A 12,564-nucleotide genomic window follows, 5' to 3' on the forward strand; every position below is an offset into this window, starting at 1 on the left:
GGCCTCACATCCGGAAGACGCCGAAGTTCTCGGCGCCTTCGATCGGGGCGTTGGCAATGGCCGACAGGCACATTCCCACCACGGTTCGGGTGTCGCGCGGGTCGATCACGCCGTCGTCGTAGAGGCGACCGGACAGGAACATCGGCACGGATTCCGCCTCGATCTGGTTCTCGATCATGGCGCGCATGCCGGCGTCGGCCTCTTCGTCGAACGCCTGCCCGCGGGCCTCGGCGGAGGCGCGGCTGACGATGGAGATGACACCGGCCAGCTGCGCCCCGCCCATGACCGCGGATTTGGAACTGGGCCAGGCGAACAGGAAGCGCGGGTCGAATGCGCGTCCGCACATGCCGTAGTGACCGGCGCCGTAGGAGGCGCCGAGCAGGATCGAGATGTGCGGGACGGTGGAGTTGGAGACGGCGTTGATCATCATCGACCCGTGCTTGATCATCCCGCCCTCCTCGTACTCCCTGCCCACCATGTATCCGGTCGTGTTGTGCAAGAACAACAGTGGGGTGTGCGAGCGGTTGGCCAGCTGGATGAACTGGGTCGCCTTCTGCGATTCCTCGCTGAAGAGCACGCCGCGCGCGTTGGCGAGGATGCCCACCGGATATCCGTGCAGCTCGGCCCAGCCCGTGACGAGTGACGATCCGTACATCGGCTTGAACTCGTCGAAATCGGAGCCGTCGACGATGCGGGCGATCACCTCGCGGGGATCGAACGGGATCTTGAGGTCGGCGGGGACGATGCCGAGCAGTTCCTCGGCGTCCTCGAGGGGTTCGATGACCTCGGGCCGCGGCGCGGGACCCTGCTTCTTCCAGTTCAGGCGCTTGACGATGCTGCGTCCGATCCGGATGGCGTCCTGCTCGTCGACCGCGAAGTAGTCGGCGAGGCCGGACTTGCGGGCATGCATCTCGGCGCCGCCGAGGGTTTCGTCGTCGGATTCCTCACCGGTGGCCATCTTCACGAGCGGCGGTCCGGCGAGGAACACCTTGGACCGTTCCTTGATCATGACGACGTGATCGGACATGCCGGGGATGTACGCGCCGCCGGCCGTCGAGTTGCCGAAGACGAGGGCGATGGTCGGGATACCCGCGGCGGAGAGCTGGGTGAGGTCGCGGAACATGCGGCCACCGGGTATGAACACTTCCTTCTGAGTGGGAAGGTCCGCGCCGCCGGATTCCACGAGGGAGATGACGGGGAGCCGGTTCTGCCGGGCGATATCGTTGGCGCGGAACCCCTTCCGCAACGTCCACGGATTGCTGGTGCCGCCGCGGACCGTCGGGTCGTTGGCGACGATCAGGCACTCGACGCCTTCCACCGCACCGATGCCGACGACGGTGCTGGCGCCGACCGGGAAGTCGCTGCCCCACGCCGCGAGCGGGCACAGTTCGAGGAACGGCGAGTCGGGGTCGAGGAGCAGTTCGATGCGCTCCCGGGCGAGCAGCTTGCCGCGCTTCTTGTGCCGCTCGGTGTACTTCTCGCCGCCGCCCGCGAGCGCCTTGGCGTGCTCGGTGTCGATCTCGGCGAGCTTGTCCGTCATGGCCTTCGCCGCCGCGGCATACTCTTCGGAACCAGTGTCCAGCGTGGACTTCAACGTGGTCATGACTGATACCCCAATCGCTTGGCCGCGAGCCCCGTCAGGATCTCGGTGGTACCGCCACCGATCCCGAGGATGCGCATGTCGCGGTACTGCCGTTCCACTTCGCTCTCCCGCATGTAGCCGAGGCCGCCGAACAGCTGGACGGCCTGGTTGGCCACCCATTCACCCGACTCGACGGCGGTGTTCTTCGCGAAGCAGACCTCCGCGATGAAGTCCTCGTTCGACACGAGCGAACGCTCCACCAGCGCTCTGGTGTAGACGCGGGCCACGTCGGTCTTGCGCGCCATCTCCGTGACCGTGTTCTGTACCGACTGCCTGCTGATCAGCGGACGGCCGAACGTCTCGCGGTCGCGCACCCACTGCAGCGTGAGGTCGAGGCACCGTTGCGCGCTCGAATAGGCTTGCGCGGCGAGGGCGATGCGCTCGGTGAGAAACGCCTGGGCGATCTGCGCGAACCCGCTGTTCTCCTCGCCGACAAGATTGGCGGCGGGCACCCGGGCGTCGACGAACGACAACTCGGCCGTGTCCGACGCACGCCAGCCCATCTTGTCGAGTTTTCGGGCCACCGCGAATCCCGGTGTGCCCTTCTCGATCACGAGCAGGGAGACCCCGGACGCGCCGGGACCGCCGGTGCGGACTGCGGTGACCACGAAGTCGGCCCGGACAGCGGACGTGATGAACGTCTTGGATCCGTTGACGACGTAGTGGTCGCCGTCGCGGACCGCCGTGGTCCGCAGATGCCCGACGTCGGAACCGCCGCCGGGTTCGGTGATGGCGAGCGAGCCGATGAGCTCGCCGCGCAGGGTGGGGCGGACCCACTTCTCGATCTGCTCCGGGTCACCGGCCGCCGCGAGGTGCGGCAGCGCGATTCCCGACGTGAACAGGGAAGCGAACGCGCCACCCGATGCACCCGCCTGGTGGAATTCCTCGCAGATCAGCACCGCGTCGACGAGGTCTCCGCCCTCGCCCCCGACGGATTCGGGGAAACCGGCGCCGAGCAGACCCAGCTCGGCGGCCTCCCGGTGCAGCGCGCGGGGCAGTTCGCCGTCGCGCTCCCACTCGTCCAGGTGCGGCAGTATCTGTCGTTCGACGAAGCTGCGCACCGTCTTGCGCAGTTCCTGCCGCTCGGGTGAATCCCACACGCTCACAACGTTGTCCCTTCGGGAAGGAGTGCTTCCGGTATGTCGACGTGCCGGGATCTCAGCCATTCGCCGAGACCCTTGGCCTGCGGGTCGAACCGGGCCTGGGACGCGACGCCCTGCCCGAGGATTCCCTCGATCACGAAGTTGACGGCGCGCAGTTTCGGCAGCACATATCTCGTGACGGCGAGGTCGGCGGCCTCCGGGAGAAGGCGCTTCAGTTCGTCGACGGTCAGCGCGTGAGCCAGCCACCGCCACTGCTCGTCGGTGCGCACCCACACACCGACGTTCGCGTTGCCGCCCTTGTCACCGCTGCGCGCTCCGGCGATGGTCCCGAGCGCCACCCGCACCGTGGGTTCGGCGCCCCGCGGCTTCGGGAGCGCGGGCTCGGCGACGTCCTCCAGTTCCCGGACGTCGGTGGCGGGTTCGATGTCGACGCGCGTTCCGTCCGGCAGCACCGCGACGTGCGGCACCTCCTTGGCGTACACGTATCCCGGGGTGAACACGCCGTAGGGCTGACCCTGCCCGGGTGGCGCCGTCAGCGTGAAGCCGGGGTAGCTCGCCAGTGCCATTTCGACTGCGACGGAGGAGAATGCGCGCCCGACTGCGTTGGCGTCCGAATCCCGGACCACGCAGCGCAGCAGCGCGCTCGCGGCCTCCTCGGTGTCGGCGTCCGGGTGATCGGTGCGGGCGAGTGACCAGTCGAGTTCGGCCGGCCGGGTGGGAAGCCACCCCTCGAGCTGCCGCTTCACCAGGGCCGCCTTGGCCTCGATATCGAGGCCGGTGAGGACGAACACGGCCTCGTTGCGGAAACCCGCGAGCGTGTTCAGCGACACCTTGAGCTGCGGCGGCGGCGCCTCGCCGACGACGCCACTGATGCGCACGCGGTCGGGGCCCTCCTGCGACAGTGCGGCGGAATCGATTCGCGCGGTCACGTCGGGACCGGCGTAGCGGCCACCGGTGATCTCGTACAGCAACTGCGCGGTGACGGTGCCGACGTTCACGGCGCCACCGGTCCCGGGGTGCTTGGTGATGACGGACGATCCGTCCGAGTCGATCTCGGCGATCGGGAATCCGGGACGGTCGAGGTCGCCGATCTCCGTGAAGAACGCGTAGTTGCCGCCCGTCGCCTGGGTGCCGCACTCGATGACGTGCCCGGCCACCACGGCGCCGGCGAGCTGGTCGAAAGCGTCTCGCCGCCAGCCGAAGTGTGCGGCCGCCGGGCCCACGATCACGGACGCGTCGGTGACACGCCCGGTGACGACGACGTCGGCGCCGGCGTTCAGGCAGTCGACGATGCCCCACGCGCCGAGGTAGGCGTTGGCGGTCAGCGGGCTGCCCAGCCCCAGTTCGGCGGCCCGGCCGATCAGGTCGTCGCCTTCGACGTGGGCGACCGTCGCCTGCAGCCCCAGCTCGTCGTTGACCTCCCGCAACGCGTCCGCGAGACCGGCCGGGTTGAGCCCGCCGGCGTTGGCGACGATGCGGACACCCTTGTCCAGGGCCAGCCCGAGGCAGTCCTCCGCCTGACGGAGGAACGTCTTCGCGTAGCCGCGGTTCGGGTCCTTCATGCGGTCGCGGCCGAGGATCAGCATGGTGAGTTCGGCGAGGTAGTCGCCGGTCAGATAGTCGAGTTCGCCGCCCTCGAGCATCTCGCGCATCGCCGACAGCCGGTCGCCGTAGAAGCCGGAGCAGTTGCCGATCCGCACGGTCATCGGGTTCCCGCCTCACGGCCGCCGCCCGCGGGGCCGGCGAAGGCCTGAGCGATGTTCAGCCACGCGTCCGCATCCGCGCCGGTGGCATCGAGGGCGAGATCGGCTCGGTTCGCGCGCTGGGTGACGAGGAGGCAGAAGTCCTCGGCGGGTCCGGTGACCTTCTGCGCGGCGTCCTCGGGGCCCCACGTCCAGAGGGACACTCCGTCGGGGGCGGTCAGTTCGACGCGGAACTCCTCCGCGGGTGGGGCGAGTTCGTTGACGGCGTAGGCGAAGTCGCGGGTGCGGACACCGAGGTGGGCGATGCTCTTCAACCGCTCGGTGGGTGTGCGCGGCACCGAGAGCGCGTCGGCGACGTCCTGGCCGTGCGCCCACGTCTCCATCAACCGGGCGGTGGCCATCGAGGCCGCCTTCATCGGCGGGCCGTACCAGAGGATCTTCTGTCCCGGCGGCACCGCCAGGAGGGCCTCCGCGAGTCGAGCCCGGGCCGAGCGCCAGGCGGCGAGCAGTTCCGTCGGTTCCCTGCGGGCGTGCTCCTCGGCGCCGGCGTCGACGAAGCCGGCGGGGTTCGAGGCGGCCACCGTCAGTTGCTCGGTGAAGCCGTCGGGGTCGGTGATCGCCAGGAGGGCGGCCTCGTCGGTCCACAGCAGATGTCCGATCTGGTGGGCGATGGTCCAGCCCTCGGCCGGTGTCGGATCGGCCCAGCGGGAGTCGGGGAGGTCGGCGACCAGGGCATCCAGCGAATCGCTCTCGGCGCACAAGTCATCGATGAACCTCTGCAGTTCAGCCATGCGACCAGCATCACACCGACCCAATAAAAAAGCAAGCACGATTGATTGTTATTTGGCTGCGGATCGTCCGGCGAGCTGCCACGCTGGTCAGGTGATACGACAGTTGCTCACCCGGGCCGCGCTCAACCCACTGCCCTCCCCGCGCGCAGTGGCCGCCCGAGTCGTACCGGGAACCGGCCACCGCATCGCCGGGAAGCGGATACTCGTCACCGGCGGTTCCTCGGGGGTCGGTGAAGCGGCCGCACGCCGGCTCGCCGACCTCGGCGCGGAGGTCGTCCTCGTGGCCCGCCGCTCCGACGCCCTCGAGTCCGTGCGCGACGACCTCCTGCGGTCCGGTTGCGACGCACACGCCGTCCCCTGCGACCTCACGGACCCGGAGTCCGTCGACGCCCTCGTCGCGCAGGTGCTCGGGGAGATCGGCCCCGTCGACGTTCTCGTCAACAACGCCGGACGGTCGATCCGGCGGACGGTCGAGGACTCGCTGGACCGTTTCCACGACTTCGAACGCACCATGGCCGTCAACTACTTCGGCTCGACGCGACTGACCCTCGCGTTGCTCCCGTCGATGATCGAGCGCCGCAAGGGCCACATCATCAACGTCGCGACGTGGGGCGTGCCCGCCGGCGTCATGCCCAAGTTCTCCGCCTACCACGCGTCCAAGGCGGCCGTCGGCGCGTTCGGCCGAAGCCTCGGCGCCGAAGTGCGCGACCGCGGAATCTCCGTGACCACCCTGGACTTTCCCCTGGTCCGGACGCCGATGATCGCACCCACCACGGACTACGACGCGATGGCGGCCCTGACGCCCGAGCAGGCGGCGGAATGGTTCGTGACCGCCGTGCGTACCCGCCCGATCGAACTGCTCCCCAGTTACGCCGAACTGTTCCGGGTGCTCGGCACGTTCGCGCCGTCCGCCACCGACGCACTGGTACGGCGCACCGGCATCTGAACGCAATGACAGACTGGGACGGTCTCGAATCCGCGCTCACACCCGAGGGAGTCGTCCATGACCGACGCCGTGCTCACCACCCGCGAAGGCGACATCGTCACCTGGACGCTCAACCGCCCGGAGGCGCGCAACCCGATCTCCGAGCCGGACATGATCGAGGCGCTCGAGAACGCGGTGGCCCAGGTCAACGGTGATCCCACCGTGCGCGTCGCGATCGTCACGGGTGCGGGTTCGGCGTTCTCCTCCGGCGGCAACGTCAAGCACATGCGCGACCGCGCCGGAATGTTCGGCGGCTCCCCCGCCGACCTGCGGCAGGGCTACCGGCACGGCATCCAGCGCATCCCGCTCGCCCTCTACCACTGCGAGGTGCCGACGATCGCGGCCGTCAACGGACCCGCCATCGGTGCCGGATGCGACCTGTCGCTGATGTGCGACATGCGGATCGCCTCCACGGCCGCCGTGTTCGCGGAGAGCTTCGTCAAGGTCGGGCTCGTCCCCGGCGACGGCGGCGCCTGGTTCCTGCCGCAGGCCGTCGGGATGGCGCGGGCCAGCGAGATGGCGTTCACCGGCGACGCGATCGACGCCGCGAAAGCCCTGGAGTGGGGACTCGTCTCGCAGATCACCGAACCCGGGGAACTCCTCGGCGCGGCACGGGCGCTCGCCGAACGGGTGGCGGTCAACCCGCCGCAGGTGCTGCGGATGACCAAGAAGCTGCTCCGCGAAGGCCGTCACCAGAGCCTCGAGAGCCTCCTCGAACTGTCGGCCGCCATGCAGTCGCTCGCCCATCACACCGCGGACCATCACGAGGCGGTCGGTGCGATGCTCGACCGCCGCAGCCCGAACTTCACCGGCCAGTGAACCCGGGCATCGCACACCGGTGACAGCGGGGACGCGCAGTCAGTTTCTTCCCGTCGTCTCGGTCCTCGGATCGGTGCTGTCCGTCCAGTTCGGCGCCGCCTTCGCGAGCACCCTGTTCGAGGAGGTGGGCGCCAGTGGCGCGGTGTCGCTGCGACTGACGATCGCGGCGATCATCCTCGGGGTCATCGTGCGGCCGCGGTGGCGACGGTGGACACGAACGCAGCGCGAGGGCATCCTCGCACTCGGAGTGGCGCTCGCCGTGATGAATTCGGCGTTCTACGAGGCCCTCGCGCGGCTGCCCCTCGGCACCGCCGTCACCATCGAATTCCTGGGCCCGCTCACCCTCGCCGCCGTGCTGTCGCGAAGACTATGGGACGGTGTGTGGGTACTGGCGGCGCTGACCGGCGTGGTCATGCTCGGCCTGCGCGAGAACTCGGGCGCCGAGTCCCTCGACCTCGTGGGGGTGTGTTTCGCGCTCACCGCAGGCGCGGCCTGGGCCGGTTACATCGTCGCCGGCTCGAACCTCGCGGCCACGGTTCCCAGCGCGGACGGCCTCGCCGGGGCGAGCATCGTCGCGGCGGCCCTGACGCTTCCGCTCGGCGCGGTGTCCGGCGGCACCGCACTGTTCGACCCCCGAATCCTTGCCGTCGGTGCGGCGGTGGCCCTGCTGTCCTCGGTGATTCCGTACTCGCTCGAGCTACGGGCGCTGCAGGTGATGAGCAAGAAGGTGTTCGCCGTGCTCATCGCGCTGGAACCGGCGGCCGCGACCCCCGCCGGGGTGATCGTGCTCGGGCAGGTCCTCGGACTGCAGTCGCTGGCCGCGATCGCGCTCGTCGTCGCGGCCGGAGTCGGCTCCGTCCTGAGCAACCGGTAGCGCCGCGGCCTGCGGGCCGGGCTGGCAGGATCGACGCGTGAGCACCGCGAACCTGACCCGAGCCGAAACCGCCGAACGTTTCCGTGTGATCGACGTTCTCGGCTATCGGGTGGAACTGGACGTACTCGGCGCCGTCGACCCGGAGGTCGCGACGTTCGCGACCACCACGACCGTCGAGTTCACCGCCCGCACGTCCACGACCTGGCTCGACTTCCTCGGCGCCGATGTGGAGTCGGTGACGGTCAACGGCGCCGACGTCCCCGTCGACTACGACGGCGCCCGCATCGCGTTGACCGGGCTGCGTGAATCCAACGTCGTGACCGTCGCCGCCCGGGGCGAGTACAGCCGTTCCGGCGAGGGTCTGCACCGGTTCCTCGACCCGGCGGACGGGCAGACGTACCTCTACACGCAGTACGAACCGGCGGACGCGCGGCGGGTGTTCGCGTGCTTCGAACAGCCGGACCTGAAGGCGCCGTTCACGTTCGTCGTCACCGCGCCGCGGCAGTGGGAGGTGGTCTCCAACCAGCAGATCGCCGAACGGGAAGACACCACCGGCGGCCAGGTGGTCACGTTCGCGCCGACACTGCCGATCTCCACCTACATCACCGCGGTCGTAGCCGGGCCCTACCACCGGGTCGACTCGGAGTGGTGCGGCGGCGACCTCACGATCCCGCTGGGCGTCCTCTGCCGGGCCTCACTTGCGCAGTACCTCGACGCCGACACGATCTTCGAGATCACCCGGCAGGGGCTGGGATTCTTCACGGACGGTTTCGACTACCCCTACCCGTTCGGCAAGTACGACCAGGTGTTCGTCCCCGAGTACAACCTCGGCGCCATGGAGAACCCCGGCTGCGTGACGTTCACCGAGGCGTACGTGTTCCGCGGCGCCGCCACCGACTCCCAGTACGAGGGCCGGGCGAACACGATCCTGCACGAGATGGCCCACATGTGGTTCGGCGACCTCGTCACGATGGTGTGGTGGGACGACCTGTGGCTCAAGGAATCGTTCGCCGACTACATGGGCGCACTGGCCAACGCGGAGGCCACCCGGTGGACCGACGCGTGGGTGGCATTCGCCAACCGCCGCAAGGCGTGGGCGTACCTGCAGGACCAGTTGCCGACGACGCATCCGATCGTCGCGGACATCGTCGACCTCGAGGCCGCGAAACTGAACTTCGACGGCATCACGTACGCGAAGGGCGCCAGCGTCCTCAAGCAACTCGTCGCGTACGCCGGGCGTGACGCGTTCTTCGAGGGGGCGCGCCGCTACTTCCGTGCCCACGCCTTCGGGAACACCACCCTGAAGGATCTGCTGACGGAACTGTCGGCCACGTCGGGCCGGGATCTGACGAGCTGGGCGCGCGCCTGGTTGCAGACCACCGGCGTGTCCGCACTGAGCCTGCAGCGCGGCGCCGACGGGCGCGCCGCGATCGTGCAGACCGATCCGCGTCCGCACCGGCTCGGGGTCGGGCGCTACGACTTCGACGGGACCGGCGACCTCGTGTGCGTGCAGCGGGTCGAGGTCGACCTCGCCGACGCCCGCACCCCGATCGATCTCGCCGACGCGCCGCTCGTGTTGCTCAACGACGCCGACCTGACGTACGCGAAGGTGCGGCTGGACGACCGATCGCTGACCACCGTCGAGACCTCGCTCGACCGGCTGCGGGACCCGCTGGCGCGGGGCCTGATCTGGTCGTCGCTGTGGAATGCGACCCGCGACAGCGATCTGGGCGCCATGCGCTATCTGTCGATGGCCCGGAGGTTCTCACCGGCGGAGTCACACCTGACCCTCCTCACCTCCGTGCTGGCCAACGCCCCGTACGCGATCGAGCACTTCCTCCCCGAGCCCTTGCGCGACACCGCTCGCCTCGACTGGCTCGAGCACACCTGGCGTGCGTTGTGGAACGCTCCGCCGGCTTCCGGAAGCCAACTCGCCTGGGCACGTGCGGTTGCCGGCGCCGCTGCGATGGACGGCAGTCGCGCGGCCGACATCCGGTCGATCCTCGAGGCCGGCGGGCCGGTGCCGACCGGGCTGGCGCTCGACCCGGATCTGCGCTGGGGGTTCTGGGGCGCGCTCGCCGCCACCGGACACGCCGACGACGCGGACCTCGACGGTGAGCTGCGCCGCGACGACACCGGTTCCGGGCGCACCGCGTACCTGCGAGCGAAGTTCTCGCGACCGGACCCGGACGTGAAGGCGAAGGCCTGGGAATCGATCTTCCACGACCGCACCCTGTCCAACGAACATCTCGGCGCGGTCATCGCCGGGTTCCGCGCAGGCGCCCGGCACGACCTCGTCGAGGGGTACGCCGCCGGCTACTTCGCCTCGATCCGCCCGGTGTGGGAGGAGCGCAGTATCGAAATCGCGCGGCGGATCGTGGTCGGGCTGTTCCCGTCCGAGACGACACTCGACGCGGCGGACGGATGGCTCGCCACCAACGCCGACGCGCCCGCCGCGCTACGACGGCTGGTGCTCGAGCAACGGGATCATCTCGCCCGGGATCTGCGAGCGCAGGCGTTCAACAGCCGTTCGGACGTCACCGGCTGACCGGCCGGGCACCGGTCGACGTGCGGGCCGTCCACCGTTCCAGGACGTCCCGCCACAGGCCGGACCTACTGTGGCCCGCCCAGGCGATGTAGCCGTCGGGGCGTACGAGCAGTGCGGGTCCGTCGTCGGTCCGGGGCACCGCGTGGACATCGTCGGGGACAGGAGCCCCGGGCTCGGTGACCAGGACGAAACCGCCCGAGCGCATCACCTCGTACAGCCGCCCGGCGTCGGTGGGCAGGTCTTCGGCGCGTCGGCCGACCAGGGTGCTCTCGCCGGCGTCGTGGCCGTACCCGATTCCGATGCCCGAGAACATCCGGGCGACCGCGTCGCCGATCGGCGGGAAGGAGAGAAGCGCCGCCACTGCCCCGTTCCGGAGCTTCCGCAGGATCCACGGCCGGATGATCATCATGCGCATCGTGGCACCGCTCGACCGCAGAACCAGCCGGCCGACCGGGTGCCGCTCGGTGTGGTAGGTGTCGAGCACCGCGTCGTCCGCGCCGTCCAGGACGGCCGCGAGTTTCCAGCCGAGATTGACGGCGTCCTGGATACCGGTGTTCATGCCCTGCCCACCTGCGGGCGAATGCACGTGGGCTGCATCGCCGGCGAGAAACACCCGGCCCGTCCGATACTGCGGGACCTGCCGTTCGTCGCTGTGGAATCGCGACTGCCAGCGCACGTCGCCGAGTCCGTAGTCGGTGCCCATCGCGACTTCGATGGTGCTGCGCAGTTCCTCCCGGTCCACGGGCGCGGTGTCGTCCACCTGATGCCGCCGGTTCCAGGCGATCACCCGAAACAGGTTGTCGCCGTACGGCGCGATGAACGCGAATCCGTCTCGGACGGCGTTGACGGTCACGAGATTGTCCGGTGGTTTCTCGAGTTCGACGGCGGCGAGCATGATCGACCGCAGCACGGCCTTGCCGGGGAACGGTTGCCCGATCATCGTCCGGACCGCGCTGTGTGCGCCGTCCGCACCGACCGCATATGTCGCGTGGAACGTACTCTCGCGTCCTGAAACGTCGCGGCCGTGAACGCGGACGCCGTTTCCGTCCTGCTCCACCCCGGTCACGGTGAACCCACGGATGATGTCGGCGCCGCGGTCCCGAGCGTGCTCCTCCAGAAGGGCGTCGACGTTCCGTTGAGGCGTCACGAGGACGAACGGGAACCGGGACCGCAGACGCCCGAGATTCAGCGCCGCACCGCGCCACAGCTTCAGACCGGGTGAGGCGGCGCCGGTGGCCACGAGGCGGTCGGCGAGGCCGCGGGCGTCGAGCAGTTCGAGGGTGCGGGCGTGGACGCCGAATGCGCGACTGAGGGTGGACGGCGCGGCGCGCTTGTCCAGCACCGTCACCGATCGGCCCGCCGTCGCCAACTCGCCCGCGAGCATGCATCCCGTGGGTCCCGCGCCGATCACCACCACGTCGATGTGCTTCATGACGCTGCCTCCGATCGAAAGATGGTCCATCAAGTCAACACCTGTTGACTTCCACGGTAGGCGCATCCCCACGCCAGGTCAACAGCTGTTGACTTACACTGGTGGAATGCCCGAACGTCGCGCCCGCTCCGCCGTCGCCACCCGCGCCGCGATACTCGACGCCGCCCGCGCCCGGTTCGGCACCGACGGCTACGAACGCACGACGATGCGCGCCGTCGCGTCGGATGTGGGCGTCGACCCCGCACTGGTGGTCCGGTACTTCAGCACCAAGGAATCGCTGTTCGCCGAGGCCGCCGAATTCGATCTGCACCTTCCCGACCTCCACGACGTTCCCGTCGAGGACCTCGCGAGCGTGCTGATGCCGCGCTTCTTCGCGGTGTGGGAGAACGACGGTGCGTTCCTCCCCCTCCTCCGCGCGGCGGCGACCAGCCCGCGGGCCGCCGAGGCGATGTTGCAGGTCTTCGCCCGCCAGGTGGCGCCCGCGCTCGCCGTGGTCGCGGCGGATCGCGCGGACCAACGTGCGGCCCTCGTCGGGTCGCAGGTCCTCGGACTCGCCTTCTCCCGCTACATACTCCGGGTCCCGCCCGTGGCGGACATGACACACGAACAGCTGATGCGCTGGGTCGGGCCCGTGCTCGAGTACTACCTCACGACAGAACCGCGGTAG

Annotated in this window: 10 protein-coding genes; 5 read left to right on the forward strand and 5 right to left on the reverse strand. The window is 69.5% G+C overall.

Features of this window, described 5'->3' with window-relative positions; translation table 11 throughout:
* Positions 1-4 precede the first annotated feature (4 nt).
* The 4 genes from FND50_RS27820 to FND50_RS27835 are packed head-to-tail and all read right to left on the reverse strand — an operon-like array spanning position 5 to position 5,239.
* Positions 5-1,603 carry an acyl-CoA carboxylase subunit beta gene (locus FND50_RS27820; RefSeq protein ID WP_144287846.1) on the reverse strand — a complete coding sequence of 533 codons (1,599 nt, stop codon included), beginning with the start codon at positions 1,601-1,603 and terminating at the stop codon, positions 5-7.
* Complete coding sequence (locus FND50_RS27825) at positions 1,600-2,748, reverse strand: acyl-CoA dehydrogenase family protein (RefSeq protein ID WP_144287847.1); 1,149 nt, start codon at positions 2,746-2,748, stop codon at positions 1,600-1,602. Before FND50_RS27825 ends, FND50_RS27820 begins: the two co-directional genes overlap by 4 nt.
* Positions 2,745-4,451, reverse strand: a complete 1,707-nt coding sequence (locus FND50_RS27830) for an acyclic terpene utilization AtuA family protein (protein WP_144287848.1) — start codon at positions 4,449-4,451, stop codon at positions 2,745-2,747. The genes FND50_RS27825 and FND50_RS27830 overlap by 4 nt, the downstream gene beginning before the upstream one ends.
* Positions 4,448-5,239 (reverse strand): TIGR03084 family metal-binding protein, encoded by a 792-nt coding sequence (locus tag FND50_RS27835; RefSeq protein ID WP_144287849.1) that lies wholly within the window; start codon positions 5,237-5,239, stop codon positions 4,448-4,450. The genes FND50_RS27830 and FND50_RS27835 overlap by 4 nt, the downstream gene beginning before the upstream one ends.
* A gap of 103 nt (positions 5,240-5,342) precedes the next feature.
* Here FND50_RS27835 and FND50_RS27840 point away from each other — a divergent pair, with 103 nt between their 5' ends.
* Genes FND50_RS27840 through pepN form a run of 4 tightly spaced genes read left to right on the forward strand, consistent with a single transcriptional unit; the run spans position 5,343 to position 10,465 of the window.
* Positions 5,343-6,185: an SDR family oxidoreductase gene (locus FND50_RS27840; protein WP_260851066.1), complete on the forward strand. Its 843-nt coding sequence runs from the start codon at positions 5,343-5,345 to the stop codon at positions 6,183-6,185.
* 57 nt (positions 6,186-6,242) lie between these two features.
* A complete protein-coding gene (locus tag FND50_RS27845; protein WP_144287850.1) occupies positions 6,243-7,043 on the forward strand; it encodes a crotonase/enoyl-CoA hydratase family protein in 801 nt (266 codons plus the stop codon).
* A gap of 19 nt (positions 7,044-7,062) precedes the next feature.
* Positions 7,063-7,917, forward strand: a complete 855-nt coding sequence (locus FND50_RS27850) for a DMT family transporter (RefSeq protein WP_144287851.1) — start codon at positions 7,063-7,065, stop codon at positions 7,915-7,917.
* Positions 7,918-7,954: 37 nt separating this feature from the next.
* Positions 7,955-10,465: an aminopeptidase N gene (pepN, locus tag FND50_RS27855; protein WP_144287852.1), complete on the forward strand. Its 2,511-nt coding sequence runs from the start codon at positions 7,955-7,957 to the stop codon at positions 10,463-10,465.
* Here the strand turns inward: pepN and FND50_RS27860 are convergent.
* Positions 10,455-11,927, reverse strand: coding sequence for an FAD-dependent oxidoreductase (locus FND50_RS27860; protein ID WP_144287853.1), 1,473 nt, complete (start codon positions 11,925-11,927; stop codon positions 10,455-10,457). The genes pepN and FND50_RS27860 overlap by 11 nt on opposite strands.
* Positions 11,928-12,003: 76 nt before the next feature.
* On the opposite strand from FND50_RS27860, the gene FND50_RS27865 reads away from it, so the two are divergent.
* Positions 12,004-12,564: a TetR/AcrR family transcriptional regulator gene (locus FND50_RS27865; protein WP_144287854.1), complete on the forward strand. Its 561-nt coding sequence runs from the start codon at positions 12,004-12,006 to the stop codon at positions 12,562-12,564.

The sequence above is a fragment of the Rhodococcus sp. WB9 genome (assembly GCF_007558985.1).
Classification (GTDB): domain Bacteria; phylum Actinomycetota; class Actinomycetes; order Mycobacteriales; family Mycobacteriaceae; genus Rhodococcus_F; species Rhodococcus_F opacus.

Excerpts from the sequence above, each read along its gene's own strand:
- FND50_RS27820 (WP_144287846.1), bottom strand. The coding sequence starts at position 1,603 with ATGACCACGTTGAAGTCCACGCTGGACACTGGTTCCGAAGAGTATGCC.
- FND50_RS27830 (WP_144287848.1), bottom strand. The coding sequence starts at position 4,451 with ATGACCGTGCGGATCGGCAACTGCTCCGGCTTCTACGGCGACCGGCTG.
- FND50_RS27835 (WP_144287849.1), bottom strand. The coding sequence starts at position 5,239 with ATGGCTGAACTGCAGAGGTTCATCGATGACTTGTGCGCCGAGAGCGAT.
- FND50_RS27845 (WP_144287850.1), top strand. The coding sequence starts at position 6,243 with ATGACCGACGCCGTGCTCACCACCCGCGAAGGCGACATCGTCACCTGG.
- FND50_RS27860 (WP_144287853.1), bottom strand. The coding sequence starts at position 11,927 with ATGGACCATCTTTCGATCGGAGGCAGCGTCATGAAGCACATCGACGTG.
- FND50_RS27865 (WP_144287854.1), top strand. The coding sequence starts at position 12,004 with ATGCCCGAACGTCGCGCCCGCTCCGCCGTCGCCACCCGCGCCGCGATA.